Raw genomic sequence first — 17009 nt, forward strand, 5'->3', positions numbered from 1 at the left:
GATCATCTGGAATCTAGCTGTGCAGTTACGATTCTGGCCTCGGATGTAATTCGTAGTAATGAAAAAGCAAAATCCGCTTATACTCATACGGTTTTTCTCTCAATTTCTACGGTATATAATATATCTATAATTTTTAATAAGACTCGAAATAAGGTAGGAGAACTTTCGCTCAATTTTTCCCAGCTAGAAGTTTGCGTCTGAGTCCGGTGAACTCCTTTAGAACTGCACCCAGAAATAGATCCTTTTTGCGGGAATCCTCGAGGCTATCTCGATGCCTAAGTATGTAGACTTCCGTCTTACGTACTAAATAGCCCAAATCTTCCCAACCGATCAAACAGGTTTTAAATTCCTTGAGCAAAGAATCGTAAGTCGAATCTTTCTTTTCAGGATTGGAGAACGAGGTTTTAATGGTGTCGATAACTCGTAATAAATCGGATCTGAATTCTTGGGGAGAACCGTCGGGTAAAATTTCAAGAAGGTTTTCGGATTTCCATGCCGGTAAATTCCTCCAAAAATATTCGTGATTCGGAAAGCCGCTTAGAATTTCGGAGGCGAGTTCGGGACCGATATTCTCCGCATTTTCGATCTTTGCTCCCTGAGTATTCACATTATAGACGGGGAATTCAAGGGTTTTGGCGGACTCTTCAAACCAATGCCGATACAAATCCAGAACATAATCCGTAAGGACTTCTCCTCCGTTGACCGAAGGCACATAGCGGGTATCCCGCTTTCTCACTACTGATTCATTAATTTTTTCTAAACTAGTTTTTCTGCTTAGTAGGGTAAGCCATTTTTCGTTATGATGAGTTCCCGTGGAATGAATTTCTCTTCCGGAATAGGCTAGATCTTGTCCTACCAAAAAACACGGCCTGCAACCCAATCCTCTCAACAGATCGAAGGCGGTCGTAGCGACACTACCGCCGGATTGAACGTCTCCGATCGGGCCGAGCAAAGCCTCCGCGCTATGACTTCCAGCGGTCGCCTCCCGTTTTAATTCTCCGGACGCATTCACGATATATTTCGCCGTAATACTATGAACTATGGACTGAAATTTTTGGTTTCTTAGGATCGGCGGAGAACTTACCAAATCGGCAAAGAGAGGGATTTTAGAGGTATCTTCGCCCAGAAAATGGAAGATGGAATGAGTTTGTGCATCCAGAGTCATAATTCCATCGGGGACGATTCCATGTTTTAGTAATACTTTCAGAGAGGTGTCGCAGGAAAGAATGAAAACTTTCTCCCGTACGGATTGAATCCATTCGCATTGACGTCTCAGATTCGGACCGGCGGAAACAAGTAAAGACGGAACTCCCGCGAATTTTGCTTTTAAGGATTCTATACGAGTACGAGGGTTATTCGAAGAAAGAAAATTGGAGGTATTCACGAGGCTATTCTTCACCCAGATTCTTTCGAATTCAAACTTGGTCAGAAGATCGCTCATTTTCGAGGAGAGGACTTTGCGGAGCCTCATATCCACTTCCGCATAAAAAAGTTCATCCTGAGAAATGCTGGCCGCGTTTCTCAGGATTCGAATTCCCGAAACTCTTTCAACCGGAAGGGATTCGACGTAATTCCAAAGAAGTGAGAGGGAATTTTCCCCCAAAAAAAGATGCCGTCCTGGAACGTCCATGACAGGTTCAAGCCAATCGTTCCAAAGCGGAAATAATAGATCTCTTTCCTTATCTACGAGTAAAAGAATCTGCCCCGGTTCTAATTTTGAATGTATCTCTCGAATAAGATGAGGATTTCCTAATCCGAGCACTGCGATCAAATCAGTCGCAGAAATCTTAGTATTCTCCAATTGCCGTAGAGCTTGTGTGAGTGGAGAAACGGAACTCGCCATGGCTCTTCCGTCACGAGAGAGAAATACTTCTCCCGGATTTTTCGCAGGTACGAGCTTGAATCGCGAAGGCTCCGGCGTCGGCTCCTTGAAATAGAGCGCTAAGTAGGGCTTTTTCCCGAATATTTCTCTTGTTTTTTCCGGGAGATCGTGAGACATAATACTCCTAGGCATTCCAGAGTCTGCCCGATTCTGGTCACTTGCAATCAATTTCCCGAAGAAACAAAAAAAACCATGTATCTTAAAAGCCTGAATATTGTTGGATTCAAGACGTTTGCGGACGAGACGGAAGTAATTCTCGATCCGGGATTTACCGCCGTAGTAGGACCGAACGGTTCCGGCAAATCGAATATAGTAGACGCTTTAAAGTGGGTGTTCGGAGAAAAGTCCGCCAAAGGACTCCGGGGAGAAAAGATGGACGATGTCATCTTTCACGGTTCCGAAGCTCGTAAACCTGCGGGGTACGCCGAAGTAAGCGTAGTCTTCGATAATTCTTCCAAAGTAATTAAGATGGATTATCCTACCATCAAGCTGACTCGAAGGCTCTATGCGGATTCCACTAACGAGTACTTGATAAACGACTCTCGAGTACAGCGGAAGGATATTGAGAAAATCCTAATGGATACCGGTATCGGAAAGTCCAGCTACTCCATTATGGAGCAGGGAAAGGTGGATCGAATTCTCCACTCTAAACCCGAAGAACGTAGATTGATCTTCGAGGAGGCCGCCGGAATTTCCCGCTTCAAGATGGAACGTCAAGAGGCGCTTAAGAAATTGGCGGATACGAGTCAAAACCTACTCCGAATCCAAGATATCATGAATACCATGAAAAAGGAAATGGAGATCAAGGAAAAGCAGGCGGAAAGAGCGGAAGAATATTTCCGTTTGAAGCAGGCTCTCGACGAGACCGACAAAATCATTCGATTTATTAAATATGATACGTTGACTCGCAAATTGAATGCGTCCGAAACGGAACTGCGCGAAATTAAAGAAAAGAACCAGGTTTTATTGGAAAGAATCTCCGTCGAAACGGGACGGATCGAGCTACTGGATTCGGAAAAATCGGATCTTGAAAAGAAGGTAGCCGAGATCGATAAAAGACTTTTGGATCACCTGACTCAAACTCAGATTCAAAAAGATAAGGTCGAAAGTAATAAAGGAATTATTCAGGATTACCAAGATCGCATCTCGGATATACGAGATTCTCTAACGGGAGAGGAAGCTTCGTTGAGCATTCTTCAAATCGAAAAAGAGCGTTTGGAAAAAGACGCAGTGGATTTGGAAGCCGAAATCAAAAGTTTAGAAGTCGGTATCGAGGAGCTTAAGAAGCAAAAGGCCGAGTTGGAGTTCAAGATCGATCAGGAGAATCTATCCATTCAGGAAAAGGAAACTCACATTCGTCTTAACGATAAGCGTCATGTGGAATTGAGGGACCGACTTAAAGAAGTCATCTTCGATTTGATCAGCCAGCTCGAGTCGCGAAAGAAAGAAGCGCAGGAATCGGACGCTCAGAGAAGCGAACTGAAAGAAATTTTACTACAAGAAGCGAGTCGTTTGCACCAGACGGGCGCAGCTCTTAAATCCGAATTGGAGATATCCTTTACGGAGGAAAATCATGTACGAATTTTGACTCTCGCCTCCGGTTTAAATACCGGAGAATTCCAAGAAAAACTATCCGATTATTTTGCGCTGGAAGACGGTCTTCGGAATTTATTATTCGATCGGGACGGATTTCTATCCCAAAAAGAAGGCTTGGATCAAGAGATCGAAGATCTTATATTGGAAAACGAAAATCATACTCGATCCATTAAGGAATCCGGAATTTCCATTGAAACTTTACGAGAGGACGTGGAAGGAAATAAGGAAAAAATCGTTTATCTTGAAAAACGAATTTTGGAGCTGAATTCGGAACGAAACGGCAAGATCGAAAGCGGGAAGTCGATCTCTGCAAGAATTTTAGAAGCCGAAAAAAGAATCCAATCGGCTCAGGAATCGGCTAAGGCTCTTCAAATAAGGAAATCCGAGTTTGAAAAGGAAGTAGCGGATCTAGAATTACAGATCGAAAACCGATACAACGAATTTTTGGAAATGAGCCGAGCTCTCGATTCCGAAAAGGAAGCGCTTCGGAATATCGTAAAAGAAATCCAAACTTTGAAGAACGAGATTCAGAAAAATCAGGAAGATTATAAGAATCTGTTTCCGGTCTTGACCGAAAAAGAAAAAGCGGTTTCCGTTTTTAAAGTCCAGTTGGAGTCCTTTTCGGAAGAGTTATATAACGATTATTCCATTTCAGAACAGGAATTGTACGACGAATTTAAGGATAAAAATTTCGAACGCGGAGAGAACGAATCTAAACTTAAGAAATTTAAGTCGGAAATTCAAATGTTAGGTTCCATCAATCCTCTTTCCATAGAAGAGTATCGAAATATTAAGGAAATTTACGAACACCATCGAACACAAAAAGAAGATATCGAGAAATCCAAAAACGATATCGCCGAAATCTTAAAAAACATCAACGAAGAATCGGAGAAACTCTTCCGAGAAACATTCGAAAAAATTCGAGAGAATTTCCAGGAAACTTTCTCCACATTATTTAACGGAGGCCGTGCAATCCTCGAGTTGGTTGAAGGGGAGGATAGTCTTAATGCGGGTATCGAAATTATGGCGGAACCTCCGGGTAAGCACGTTCAAAATCTTCGCCTGCTTTCGGGCGGGGAAAAATCCTTAACCGCAATCGCTTTGTTGTTTGCCATTTATATGGTGAAACCTTCTCCGTTCTGTTTCTTGGATGAAATCGATGCGGCTTTGGATGAAGCGAATAAACTTCGTTTTTGTCAGATTCTAGATAAGTTTAAAGATAAATCCCAATTTGTGGTGATTACGCACGCACAATCTACGATTCACAGAGCAAATTCAATTTTCGGGGTTACCAACGAAGAACCTGGAATTTCGAAAATCATCAGTCTTCGTTTGGATCAAGCCAGAGATTTTGCCGGAAATGTTTCCGAGGCGGTCTAAATAGACATGGGCGGAGACTCCGACGAGTTGGTTATCGCCGGTCGAACCTTTCGGTCGCGGCTTTTTCTGGGAACGGGAAAATTTTCTTCTGCCAAAACTATGAAGGAGGCAATTCTGTCTTCGGAAACCGAAGTCGTGACTGTAGCTCTCCGTAGGGTTGATTTAGAATCGAAAGAGGATGATATCCTTGCGCATATAGATCGGGAAAGAGTTTTATTGCTTCCGAATACGAGCGGAGCCCGAAATGCCGAAGAGGCAGTTCGCTTAGCCAGACTTGCTCGAGAACTAGGAGCAGGAAATTGGGTAAAGCTTGAAGTCACCCCTGATCCGGTCTATCTTCTACCGGACCCCATCGAAACATTAAAAGCTGCCGAGATATTGGTAAAAGAAGGCTTTATCGTTCTACCGTACATAAATGCGGATCCGATTCTCTGCAAACATCTCGAGGACGCCGGATGCGCGACTGTAATGCCCCTAGGTTCGCCGATCGGAACCAATCAGGGAATTCGAACTCTAGCCAATCTTGAAATCATCATTGAGCAATCTAAAGTTCCGGTCGTCGTAGACGCAGGTTTGGGAGAACCTTCTCACGCTTCTCAAGCCATGGAATTGGGGGCAGCTGCTGTCTTGGTTAATACCGCGATTGCGATCGCTAAGGATCCGAAAAAAATCGGATATGCGTTTAAGCTTGCCACCGAGGCAGGTAGAATTTCCTATAAATATGGCGGGGCAAAAATGCGTTTTCGTAAAACAGCGGAGGCATCGAGTCCATTGACAGGCTTTTTAGAAGAAGAAACCCGAAATGTACACGGAGCTCTTTGACTCTACCTCATTTTCCGCGGCTTCCGAGAGAGTCTTATCTAAGACGAAATACGATGTAGAGGCTGCTTTGGACAAATCTTCCAGCGGCCGTCCGGTTACGTTCGAAGAATACCTCGCGCTTTTATCTCCGTCTGCGGATAGCTATTTGGAAGAAATGGCGTCTCTTTCCCGACATTGGACTCGAAAGAGATTCGGAAATATCGTATCTTTATACATGCCTATGTATCTTTCGAACGAATGCCGGTCTTCCTGCATTTATTGCGGGTTCAGTTTTGAGAACAAGATTCCGAGAAAGACGTTAAACGAGGAAGAGATTCACCGAGAGGCAAAGATACTACATGCGAAAGGAATCAGACATTTAGTATTCTTGACCGGAGAGGAATATTCCAAAACAAATTTGGAATATTTAAAAAACGCCGTCAAAATTCTCAGACAATACTTTGATTCGATCTCGATCGAGATTTACCCGATGGACGTCGCGCAATACTCGCAATTGATCGAGGAAGGAGTGGAAGGACTCGTCGTTTATCAGGAAACCTACGACCCGGAAATTTACGTTAAGTATCATCTGCGCGGTATCAAAAAAAATATGCGGTATCGACTCGAAGCTCCCGATCGTGGAGGCATTGCCGGTTTTAGGAGAATCGGGCTAGGCGCATTACTTGGATTAGCGGACCCTTATGGAGAAATGTTCAAATTAGGAGAGCATGCATCCTATATATCGAAGAACTATTGGAAAAGTACGGTCCAGATTTCTTTACCCAGAATGAGACCAGCGGCAGGCGATTTTAATAAAACGATTAAGATTGATGATCGAGAATTTGTGCGCTTTCTATTTGCATTGAGATTATTTCTTCCTGATTCCGGGATAGTTCAATCCACACGCGAAACTCGTAGAATGCGGGATCACTTGGCTGGTTTAGTAGTAACCCACATGTCAGTAGAATCTAGAACGGATCCAGGCGGATATTCCGGAGGCGACGCTTTGAAGCAGTTTGAAATCGAAGATGAAAGACGGATTCCGGAAATTTTAGAGATGCTACGGTCAAAAGGGTTAGATCCTGTCTTTAAGGATTTTGATCTGGCGTTTTTGAGATGAGTCCCCGCCCTTCCTGGGCGGGGGCCGGATCGGTGGTACCCGCTCCGACGCTGCTCTCTAACATAATTTGATTTTTTTGGAAACTCTTTTTCTTTCTGGGTTTTGTGTAGGAGTTCCCACACACTTTTTTTAACAAGATTGTTGACTGGACGCATATTTCGTGCTAAGAAATTTCTTCTGTAAAACCGTCCCCCATCCCCCACCCAGGAAGGGTGGGCCCGAACGCCGCAAATCCTCAGATTAAACGCATTGAATCCGCGCCATCCGCACAAAAAAGCCGAGGCAATTTAATGATCTCGGCTTTTTATAATTACCGATCATTCCTTAATCGGCGGGAAGCTTCGCTATTTCTTTTCTTTCGATTTATAAGTATTTACGAGGCAGGCGTGAAACGGAACACACTGATTCGAGTGATTTTCATAACACTGAGTGACTGCGGGAAAATTTTTACGACAGGTATTTAAACATCCGGCGGAAACCTTCGTTTGTTCCTCAGCGCTGAATTTTTTCTTCGTTTGAGATTCAACGCAATTTACGTAAAAATCGCAAATCTGCCCGCATGCAGGGTTTTGTGCTTTTAGGTTGCTGGAACCCAATAGCGTTGAAACTAAGAGAATTAGGGTGAGTAGGAGAGTCTTATTCATAGGCGTAAATTTTGATGTACTAGCGACGCAGGGATTCGAACCCCGGACCTGCGGATTATGATTCCGTTGCTCTAACCGGCTGAGCTACGTCGCCGTCATTCCTTGGGATGAAATCTGTTTCCAGACTTCCCCGGTCATTCTTTCCTGAATCCTCTCTTTGTCAAAGATTTCTCAAGGTGCAAAAAGGGATGGAAAAGGAGCCGGGTCGATTACAAGTTCATTGGACCTTCATTTAATAAGCTTGTTCCAACTTTGTGCGGATTTTCCGTCATTTGAAACAAATTCTTTATTAAGACTGTTTCGTTCTAAAAATAGAATTTTCAGATTTTCTTCGTAGATTTTTCCCAGATCTTCCCATTGGGCCAGTTCAATCGAGGAGGACGGAACGTATTTAGAATGTGCTTCTCGAAGTAAAAATTGCTGAGGCAGGATTGTTTCGTCCAGTTCCCGTAATCTGTTTCTCCTTTGGAATTTTATTTTTGCAGAAGCGATTCGGTACTCCTCCTCCAAAAATTTCAATAATTGTCGATTGCTTCTTCCGGTATATTTATCGATTAATCGTATCGTTCTTTCTTCGAATAGGGCTTCGATTCCTGACTCTAATTCGCCGGTAGGAAGTTGCCCGATCCAAGTTTCCAATTTTGTCTTTGCTTCATCTTCCTTCGGTCGTTCTTCGATCCAGAGTGAAACTAACCTTTCCCACGCGTCCGCCCATATCGCCGTAACTATAAGTAAGTGAAACGAGAATGAAAAATACGTATTGGGACGATATTCAAGAACAGTAGTTCCTGTCGATTCTTTAAGTTCGCCCAATGCCTTTAAAACATGATTATATTTTCTTAATGCTCTTGCCAAAATGAATTCACTCGCAAGAGAACTTAGCGGATCCGATGTGCTAAGTTCCTTCCATTGAATACGCAGAACTCTTTCCTGTGAAATCGAAGAACCGAAAAGGAAAGCTTCCGGTAGGACTAGATCTTTGGAAAGAGTAGAATCGTTGTTTTGTGAAGTCCAGGAGTTGGAAAGAAGTAGTGCCGAATTGAACCTTGAATCTATTGCTTCCGAAAAGGCTACGGTCGGATAATTCGGAATTTCTATATCTAGAATTTCTTCGGCTTGCTGACGGAGTCGTTGCAATTCTTTCAGGGTCTGAAAGAAGGCTTCGGCCGTGCTTCCTGGGGCGTCGATCCACAAGATTAATCGATCCCCGTGTAAAATAGGCGGAAGAAGAAATGAAGGTTTTTGTTTCGAATTGAGTTCCGCCCGATTTACCGAAATCGGAAATCGCTCGATTTCCGATTTCTCTATCCAGCGCTCCGTTCCTACGGGTAAAAAGGAATATTCGTTAGCGCCGTTTGCAATTCCCCAATCCAGCAAAGCCGTCCAATATTGGCTTTGGCGGTAGAATTCATTCGAATTCTCTTTTGATTCCGGAATATGCAGGTCGCCAGGGCTCGGCCAAATTACCTCATTTCTCATACAGCCGACCCTTGAGTACGATTTGAGCGGAGTGTACCGGTTCGGTACAGGTATAAATTAAAAGGAGAGCGAGTTTGGGCTCTTGAAAATTCCAGTGAATCCATTGATGTGGAGTTTTTTCCTGATTGCCTCCGCTTCAAGGATTTTTAGCCTGAGCAGGAAGAGCTTTCCTTTCTTTAGTTACGGTTTCGGGAAGAAGACTCGGATGACTAGGAAAAGCAAATTGCGAATTGGCACGCGTTTTGCATACTTCTTGATGACCACGCTCTAGGCGTGTGAATTAGAGACCCCTAGTAGAAAAACATAGGAGACACATATCAATGGCTAAAAACGCCGCAGAGGTGATCGCTTACGCTAAAGCGAATAACATTCTTTTTTACGACTTCCGGTTCACGGACATTAAGGGTGCCTGGCATCATGTATCCTACCACGTTGATTCAGTGGGAGAAGATACTCTAAAAGGGCTTCCGTTTGATGGTAGCTCAATTCCCGCATGGCAACCGATTGACAAATCGGATATGCAATTGATTCCGGATCCAACTTCGATCTTCCTCGATCCATTTACGGCAGATGCTACCTTGGTAGTGATTTGCGATGTATGGGATATTTATAAAAACCAAGCTTACGAAAAATGCCCTCGTTCCATTGCTAAGAATGCGGTCAAATATCTGCAATCGAGCGGAATCGGCGACACCGTTTATTTCGGACCGGAAAACGAATTTTTCATTTTTGACGGATTGAAAGTTCGCGATGCCATCAATATTCAATATTATGAATTAGAGTCATCGGAAGGTATCTGGAATTCTCATACCGATATGCCCGGTTCAATCAACACCGGTCACCGCCCTGGAACGAAAGGCGGTTATTTTCCCGTTGCCCCGGTCGATTCTCAAGTAGATCTTCGTGCAGACATCGTTAAAACTCTGCATAAAATCGGAATGGAAACTTTCGTGGTCCACCACGAGGTCGCGCAAGCACAAGGAGAAATCGGAGTTAAATTCGGAACCCTGATTGAAGCTGCGGATAACGTTCAAAAGTTGAAATACGTCGTGAAAAACGTGGCTCACAAATGGGGAAAGACCGCTACCTTTATGCCGAAACCTCTTTACGGAGATAACGGGAACGGTATGCACTGCCATCAATCCATTTGGAAAGGCGGTAAGAACCTATTCGCAGGTAACGGTTATCAAGGACTCAGCGAAATCGCTCTACATTACACCGGCGGAGTATTGAAGCACGGAAAGACAGTCGCTGCTTTTACGAATGCTTCTACCAATTCCTATAAGCGCTTATTACCAGGTTTCGAAGCGCCGGCGATTTTGGCATATTCAGCTCAAAACCGTTCGGCTTGCGCACGTATCCCTTTCGTGAGCGGCGAAAAAGCCAAACGCGTAGAGTTCCGTTTCCCGGATTCTTCCGCAAATCCTTACCTAGCATTCTCCGCAATGTTGATGGCGGGTTTGGACGGAATTCAGAACAAGATCGATCCGGGGCCGCCTCGGGAAGAGGACTTGTTTGAATTGACTCTCGATGAAATTCGCGAGAAGGGAATTCAGCAAATGCCTCATACGTTAAGAGAAGCGATCGAGCATATGCTAGCCGGAAAGGAAATTTTCAAAAAAGGAAGCGTCTTTACCGAAGAATTCATTCAGACGTACAAGGCTTACAAATTTGAAACCGAGATTTGGCCTTGGGAAGGGCGTCCGCATCCGTTCGAGTTCCTAACTACGTATTCTTGCTAATTAGCAGACACAGGTAGAAATGGAAAACCCCGAGCATAACAACTCGGGGTTTTTTATTTTGAACTAGCTTTTGTCTTTGCAGACCTTTTTTTTCTGCTGACCGGTTCTGATCTCATTTAGTATTTACGGAATTTGATCCAGGTTCGGCTTATCCGCATTCGGATACTTAGTCAGATATTCGCTTACGGTTTCGCGTTTTTTCGTCAATCGACTTCGATGATCTGAAATGATTTTTCCAAAGTCCAATTTTCCCGTTATTATTTCAAAACGCTCGGTTTCCATCGTTCCGAGGTCGAGATCCGAATCATTTTCGGAGGCCTCGTCAGCATATTTGAGTGCATTTTCCCAATAAGGAATCGCCTCCTTATAGAAGCCGTCCGCGACTTCGAATGATTGTTTAAGTTCGTGAGCAAAGTCCAGGTTATAGAAGTAGAGATGCCTTTTATCGAATTGGGACGCAATCCTCATATAAGATCTCATAATTTGGAGATTGATATGCATGAATAGAAGAAGGCGATACTTATGATATTCCTCTTCGTTTTTTACCGGGCAAAGAGCGTTTCTAGGATGGCGAAACCGCCGATTCAAACCTGCTTTTAAGAAGAAGATATTTCGACGAAGTTCATTTTCTTTATAATGCAATTTTAGACCATATAACTCGTAATAGTCCTCCAAGAATTTAGGTTCCCATTTGTGAAGTTTGTAAGGGACCCAATCGGAGAATTTCGTATAAACGCCGTTCTTTTCGTATTCGTAGTTATAGTCCAGATCCGGTTCAGTGCTGATAGAAACCGGAACCGAGATTAGGGAAGGATTGCCTGAAAATACGAGCACAAGCGTCAGAATGACTCCTATCGATCGTACCCGGGGGAATTTTTCCTTCATCAGAATTTCTATCGGCAATTTTGGACGGGTCCAGAAACGTAAATTAGCGACTTTTCCTATCCACTCCCTCGTCTTTCGACGTCAAAAGAACAACGTTCCGAAAATCGATGCTAAGGTGGCAGGATTCTGAATTGACCCTTGAGACCCGTCCTTGTAATTAGGTGGAGAGCAATCAAAGCGGTTCTTTCTCATTTTCGAGAATATTCTAGCCGATTTCCGGTCTAAAACATACAGCACATGCAAAGACCTTCGATAATAAAAAACCTCGGCTTCCGCCAAGTCAACGTAATCGCCGCTATCCTGGTCATTCTTGCCCCGTTGCAACTTTGGGCGGAGGGTTCTATTTCGTCGAATGCGGTGCAGTCACTAAATCGATGGATAGAGAGCGGAATTGGCGGTAGTTCTTTCTCGGTCTTTAGCGCCGTATTCCTAGTCGCGGGCGGATTATTTGCGAGCTTACTCCCTTGCGTTTACCCTCTCTATCCTATCACTGTCGGAATTATCCAGAGCCGGGGGCAATCTACGGAGAGCAAAATTCTACATCCGCTTCTGTACTATATAGGCCTTTCCTTTATGTATCTTTGCTTCGGAATTCTTGCCGGCTTGACCGGCGGGGCTTTCAATACGATTCTTCGTTTTCCCGTAACCAATCTAATTTTATCGATTTTAATTTTTCTCTTGGCCCTTGCTTCGATTAATCTACTTCATTTACCGGGGCGTTATTCGAATAACGTGAAAGGCTACCAAGGTTGGAAAGGAACTTTTCTCTTGGGAATGGGCGCCGGCTTTTTATCATCGCCCTGTGTCGGACCTGTGGTTGTTGCGATACTAATCCAAGTGACAGCCGGAGTCGGTTCCGTTTCAATTTCCTCCCTTGCGTTAGCTTCCGTTAAGATGACTCTCTTCGGCATGGGTTTGGGGCTTCCATTTCTGATGATAGGCGTTTTTGGTCTGCATCTTCCAAAATCGGGGAAATGGTTAAAGTGGATTCAAATTTCGCTCGGGCTTTTAGTTTTTTATTTCGCGTGGCTATATTATATAAAAGCGATGAACCTCTGGGGGATTCAGAATCATATTAGCGCCTCGATATTAATCGCCGGAATAGGAATTTTTCTAACCGGTTATTTTTATCAAAATAAAAATCTTCATAAGATCGAACGAACTAAAAAAGCGTTACTGTTAACCGGTTTAGTCGCGTGCATCGCATTATTTATACGATTGGTCGGCTGGGGAACTGCATCCGATATTTATAAGGAAAATCTTATCGAGCAACACGGGAATTTAGGCTGGCATCGAACTTCCCAAGTCGCTTTTGAAGTAGCAAAATCGGAAGCGCGTCCAGTCTTCGTGGATTTTTATGCCGATTGGTGCACGAATTGCAAAGAGTTCGAAGAGCTAACGCTTTCGGATCCCGAATTGAATAAAGCTTTGAATCACGCGGTCCTTTTAAAAATAAAAGATGATGATAAAGACTTTCAAAATTTCGAACAAGATCTTAGATTTCCCGAATTGAAAATCGGTCTGCCTTTCTTCGTAATTTTCTCGCCGGACGGTCGGGTCCTATTTAAAACGAATAATTATCTTAATACTTCGGATATGATTCGAACAATTTACGGAGAGTCCGTTCAAGCCAAAATCGAAAATTACAATACCAACTAACCTGCGTTGAACTGGGAAGGTTCTCTGTAGTCTCTTTCTCGGATCAAAATAACGTCGACTGAGAGAGAGACTTACGGCCGAAAAATGGAATCGTTTACGTCGATGCTTGAGGAGTTTCTTTTTCCCAGAGTCGCCATTTAACAATGAAGTAAATTCCGACGAGAATGAGCGCGATAGACACGTATTGGGATTGAGAAAAACCATGCCAATAATATCCGGTTAGAAATTCAGGATTTCCGTCCGCTGTCGGAATATTCACCAATTTCGGCGGATCGATGAAAGGAATTACCGCTTTATTTACTCTAAGAAATTCCACCCCTAATCTTGCCAGTCCATGAAGAATTAAATACTGTGCGCCAATACTGAATTTACGGAAGTTTTGAAATCTCGCCCAACCTTGGAAGTAAGCAAAAAAACCTAACGATACGACGGATTCTATGATCGGAGTATTCCAGACAGGTACTCCGGAAGGATGAGCTCCGTCGTAATTGAAAACGAGCAGTGGAATTCGGACATCGGTCGCAAATCCATAGCAACCGTCGCCGGATACAAAACATCCCAAGCGACCAATTGCGTAGCCTAATGCCATGCTCGGAACCGAGGCGTCTAGATAGGATTTAACATCCAAACCGTGTCTGAGAATATAAAGAGTCACGAAGAGAATTCCGAATAAAAATCCTCCGTAAAAGACAAGCCCGCTTCCGGAGAAAAGACTGCTCCAAAGCCCGGGACGTCCGGGAAAGCCATTATAATGGGTTAAGGGGTAAAGATACTTACCGTCAAAACCGGGGGTATCCACGAATACCTGATCCCAAATTTCAAAAATAAAGAAGATTTTTGCTCCTACCAGAGTACCGATAACGCCAAGGATTAAAAGCCAATCGGCATGCTCCGGTTCTAATCCTTTACGTTCTAATTCTTTAGGTAAAAGATAGGAAGCCGCTAAAAAGGCCATTACGACTAAAAGACTGAACGTGGACAATCCATGCCAGTCTCTGCTTATATACTCTTGAACAAAGTTCATGAGCCATTTTGGAACGGGGATAACTTCGAACATGTTTCCTACTTTGGATCTTCTTCCCTAGTATTTTGTTCCCCAAAACGGGAGGGATTTCGGGGATTTTATCGTATTATTCCATGTTCACGAACTCGGCAGGATCCATAGGAGGATCGTATCCGATATGAACTTCGTAATGAACGTGAGGTCCCGTTGCCTTACCGGTGGAACCTACGAGACCGATCAGATCCCCTCGATTTACGACCTGGTCTTTCTCGACGAGAACCTGAGAGCAATGTCCATACACGGTATAAAAACCGTTTAAGTGATTGATTCTAATACTTCTTCCAAGGCCGCCCGCAGACTGTCCATTATCCGCGATGATTCCGGGAGCGGTCGCATAAATCGGAGTTCCTTCTCCAGCAGCAAAGTCGATTCCTGAATGGAACTCTCCTAATTGCACGAGTCCGAAAGGATCCACGCGACCGCCGAAAGTGGAAGTCACAAAGCCGACTCCGGGTTTTAGAGGGCGCCCTCTCGGCATAGAATACAAGATAGACTCCCTTTCTTCCAAATAATCAAAGGCATTTTGAAATGCATGTTTAATTTTAAAGAGTTCGATATTGCGCTCTGCAAAACCTTCGACGGTGTCCTGATACAAATCCATGTTAGTCGAAGATTCCGGTACGTCTTTTTTTAAACTGAATTCAGGAACATAGTCAAAGGTCAGTATTCTCTTCCAGGGAACTTCGTCCCAAGCCACTAAATTCAATTGCTCGGTTTTACGTTCAAGTCCGGAAATTTCTTTCTTTGCATCCTGCAAAAGAGAATCATAGTATAAAAATAAGCCTACATTATTATCGGTTTTTCTAATCAGCTCCCGGTCCGGCTCGAAAAAGAAGTTCATATAAATGACAAATGCTGCAGCGAGAAGGAAGAGTGCGACACTAAGAGCGGCTAAGAAGATCGCCATAAAGACGCTCACTTCCAAATTGAAAACAGCTTCGTGATCGTGAGGAACTAAGAGAAAAGAAATTTTTCTGGAACCTTTTTCCCGGATTCGAGCCCAACTTGAGCATGCGCGAAGATAGGATATTTTCAATCGTTCACGGTAACTCGGTTGGTCTTCGAACTTTGCCTCTGTGTTCATAGATTTTTACTTGCAGGTAGGGGTCCGAGGGGGATTATAGGACTGTACATCCTATCATATGAAATTCCTGTCCAATCTATTCAAGAAAAAAATAGGATCCGTCGAAGACATTCTAATTTACCCGGATGGAAAGCGATTCTACCGGGATGCTCACCCGATTCGGAAGAATATGATTGATGAGGACGCCGTCAAGATTATTCACCGACTTCATAAATTCGGATACAAGGCCTATATAGTCGGCGGGGGAGTTCGCGATCTCCTTCTCGAACGCAAGCCGAAAGATTTTGACGTCGTAACTAACGCGACACCGAATCAAATTAAGAAAATCTTTAATAACTGTAGAATCATCGGGCGTCGATTTAAGATCGTTCATATTTTGTTTCGGGGAAAAGTAATCGAAGTAAGTACCTTTCGGTCTCTTCCCGAACATCGCTTCGGTAAGCACGTTGAAGAACAGGATTATCTGATCAAACGGGATAATAAATTCGGAACTCCGCAAGAAGACGCCGCTCGTCGCGATTTTACGATCAACGCGTTATACTACGATATTCGAAACGATTCCATTGTCGACTATGTCGGCGGGTTCGACGACATCCGGAATAGACAGCTAAGGGTGATCGGGAATCCCGAAATTTCTTTCCGTGAGGACCCGGTTCGTATGTTGCGGGCGGTAAAATTTGCCGTGCTACTCGGTCTTAAGATAGATAGAGGTACTTCCAAATCTATTAAGAAAAATACTTCCGAGCTGGAGAAGGCATCCACTTCGCGGATGCTGGAAGAGTATAATAAAATCTTCCGGACTTGGAAGACATCTTTGATTTTTCAAGGGATGGCACAAAATCATCTTTTGGACGTTCTTTTTAAAGAAGCTTTCGAAAAAGAAAGAAAAAAGAATGTGGACTTCGGCGATAAATTCCTGCAAACCCGCATCGGCAAACGTCTGATGATCGCGGATAAATTACTTTCCGAGCGGGAAGAATTGACTCCTCAGATTTTTTATGCGCTTCTTTTTTCGGACATTGTTCAGGACGCCGTATCTAAAAAAGGGGGGCATCTAGTCGCCTCACTGAAGACCGCCCTCGAACCAATTTTCCAACGATTGGGCACGCCGAAAAAGGATAAAGAAAGGCTAATTAAAGTCTTTGCATCTCAGGAAAGATTTTATCATACTGAGGACGAAAAAGCCTCTCAAAACAACTTCTTCCGGAAAAAGGATTTCTTTTACGACGCGTTCTACGTTTTTAAAATCAATGCGATTGCGGATAATAACGATAAGGCACTGCAATGCGCCTTCTTTTGGGAGATCTCTGTTCGAAAACGCCCCGTTCCTCCTTCCGGTAAAAGAGAAGGGCGCCCTTCCAGAAGTAATCACAGGAGAGAAGGCGCGAATTTTAAGGGAAGAGGTGGAAGACCGGATCGCGATAGGAATCGCAGGTCTGCCGTCGATGCGGAGGAAGAAAATTCGGACCAGCCAGTCGATAGACCGGGTCGCGGAAATTCTTCCGATTCCGATTTTGACGAAGAATAAATTCGATTCGATCCATTGATTTTGTCGAATACGGAGGAATCCCCACCCTTCCTGGGTGGGGGCCGGTTCGGTGGTACCCCCGCCCAGCAGGCTGCAGTCGCGCATTTATCACGGATTCGGAAAAGTTTCAAGTATTTTTTGTGCGT

General features: G+C 43.9%; 12 protein-coding genes and 1 tRNA gene. 6 read left to right on the forward strand and 7 right to left on the reverse strand.

Features of this window, described 5'->3' with window-relative positions; all coding sequences use genetic code 11:
• Nucleotides 1-169: 169 nt before the first annotated feature.
• Complete coding sequence (locus LEP1GSC050_RS01505) at nt 170-1999, reverse strand: motility associated factor glycosyltransferase family protein (RefSeq protein WP_010569301.1); 1830 nt, start codon at nt 1997-1999, stop codon at nt 170-172.
• A gap of 75 nt (nt 2000-2074) precedes the next feature.
• Between LEP1GSC050_RS01505 and LEP1GSC050_RS01510 the strand changes: the two genes are divergently transcribed.
• From LEP1GSC050_RS01510 to thiH, 3 genes are read left to right on the forward strand one after another with little or no spacing between them, the layout of a single operon-like run.
• On the forward strand, nt 2075-4858 hold the full coding sequence (locus LEP1GSC050_RS01510; RefSeq protein ID WP_010569302.1) for a chromosome segregation SMC family protein: 2784 nt from the start codon (nt 2075-2077) through the stop codon (nt 4856-4858).
• Nucleotides 4859-4864: 6 nt separating this feature from the next.
• On the forward strand, nt 4865-5680 hold the full coding sequence (locus LEP1GSC050_RS01515) for a thiazole synthase (RefSeq protein WP_010569303.1): 816 nt from the start codon (nt 4865-4867) through the stop codon (nt 5678-5680).
• Nucleotides 5661-6779, forward strand: coding sequence for a 2-iminoacetate synthase ThiH (gene thiH, locus LEP1GSC050_RS01520; RefSeq protein ID WP_010569304.1), 1119 nt, complete (start codon nt 5661-5663; stop codon nt 6777-6779). The genes LEP1GSC050_RS01515 and thiH overlap by 20 nt, the downstream gene beginning before the upstream one ends.
• A 344-nt stretch (nt 6780-7123) precedes the next feature.
• Here thiH and LEP1GSC050_RS01525 read toward each other — a convergent pair whose 3' ends face one another.
• The 3 genes from LEP1GSC050_RS01525 to LEP1GSC050_RS01535 all read right to left on the reverse strand — a co-directional run bounded on the left by LEP1GSC050_RS01525 (nt 7124) and on the right by LEP1GSC050_RS01535 (nt 8902).
• Nucleotides 7124-7423, reverse strand: a complete 300-nt coding sequence (locus LEP1GSC050_RS01525) for a Cys-rich protein (RefSeq protein WP_010569305.1) — start codon at nt 7421-7423, stop codon at nt 7124-7126.
• A 20-nt stretch (nt 7424-7443) separates the two neighbouring features.
• Nucleotides 7444-7517 (reverse strand) — tRNA-Met (locus tag LEP1GSC050_RS01530).
• A gap of 134 nt (nt 7518-7651) precedes the next feature.
• Nucleotides 7652-8902 carry a hypothetical protein gene (locus LEP1GSC050_RS01535; RefSeq protein ID WP_010569306.1) on the reverse strand — a complete coding sequence of 417 codons (1251 nt, stop codon included), beginning with the start codon at nt 8900-8902 and terminating at the stop codon, nt 7652-7654.
• Between the two features lie 320 nt (nt 8903-9222).
• On the opposite strand from LEP1GSC050_RS01535, the gene glnA reads away from it, so the two are divergent.
• On the forward strand, nt 9223-10644 hold the full coding sequence (gene glnA, locus LEP1GSC050_RS01540; protein WP_010569307.1) for a type I glutamate--ammonia ligase: 1422 nt from the start codon (nt 9223-9225) through the stop codon (nt 10642-10644).
• 123 nt (nt 10645-10767) lie between these two features.
• On the opposite strand, the gene LEP1GSC050_RS01545 is transcribed toward glnA, so the two are convergent.
• Nucleotides 10768-11529: a hypothetical protein gene (locus LEP1GSC050_RS01545; protein ID WP_020986930.1), complete on the reverse strand. Its 762-nt coding sequence runs from the start codon at nt 11527-11529 to the stop codon at nt 10768-10770.
• A 237-nt stretch (nt 11530-11766) separates the two neighbouring features.
• Between LEP1GSC050_RS01545 and LEP1GSC050_RS01550 the strand changes: the two genes are divergently transcribed.
• Nucleotides 11767-13188 carry a protein-disulfide reductase DsbD family protein gene (locus tag LEP1GSC050_RS01550; protein ID WP_010569309.1) on the forward strand — a complete coding sequence of 474 codons (1422 nt, stop codon included), beginning with the start codon at nt 11767-11769 and terminating at the stop codon, nt 13186-13188.
• Nucleotides 13189-13282: 94 nt separating this feature from the next.
• On the opposite strand, the gene LEP1GSC050_RS01555 is transcribed toward LEP1GSC050_RS01550, so the two are convergent.
• Together LEP1GSC050_RS01555 and LEP1GSC050_RS01560 are read right to left on the reverse strand one after the other, a co-directional pair.
• Nucleotides 13283-14245 carry a prolipoprotein diacylglyceryl transferase gene (locus LEP1GSC050_RS01555; protein ID WP_010569310.1) on the reverse strand — a complete coding sequence of 321 codons (963 nt, stop codon included), beginning with the start codon at nt 14243-14245 and terminating at the stop codon, nt 13283-13285.
• 73 nt (nt 14246-14318) lie between these two features.
• Nucleotides 14319-15335: a M23 family metallopeptidase gene (locus LEP1GSC050_RS01560; protein WP_010569311.1), complete on the reverse strand. Its 1017-nt coding sequence runs from the start codon at nt 15333-15335 to the stop codon at nt 14319-14321.
• Nucleotides 15336-15393: 58 nt separating this feature from the next.
• Here LEP1GSC050_RS01560 and pcnB point away from each other — a divergent pair, with 58 nt between their 5' ends.
• The gene (gene pcnB / locus LEP1GSC050_RS01565; protein ID WP_010569312.1) at nt 15394-16863 is read left to right on the forward strand and encodes a polynucleotide adenylyltransferase PcnB; all 1470 of its coding nucleotides are present in this window, start codon (nt 15394-15396) and stop codon (nt 16861-16863) included.
• Nucleotides 16864-17009: the final 146 nt, after the last annotated feature.

The organism is Leptospira broomii serovar Hurstbridge str. 5399, assembly GCF_000243715.2.
In the GTDB taxonomy this organism is placed as follows: domain Bacteria; phylum Spirochaetota; class Leptospiria; order Leptospirales; family Leptospiraceae; genus Leptospira_B; species Leptospira_B broomii.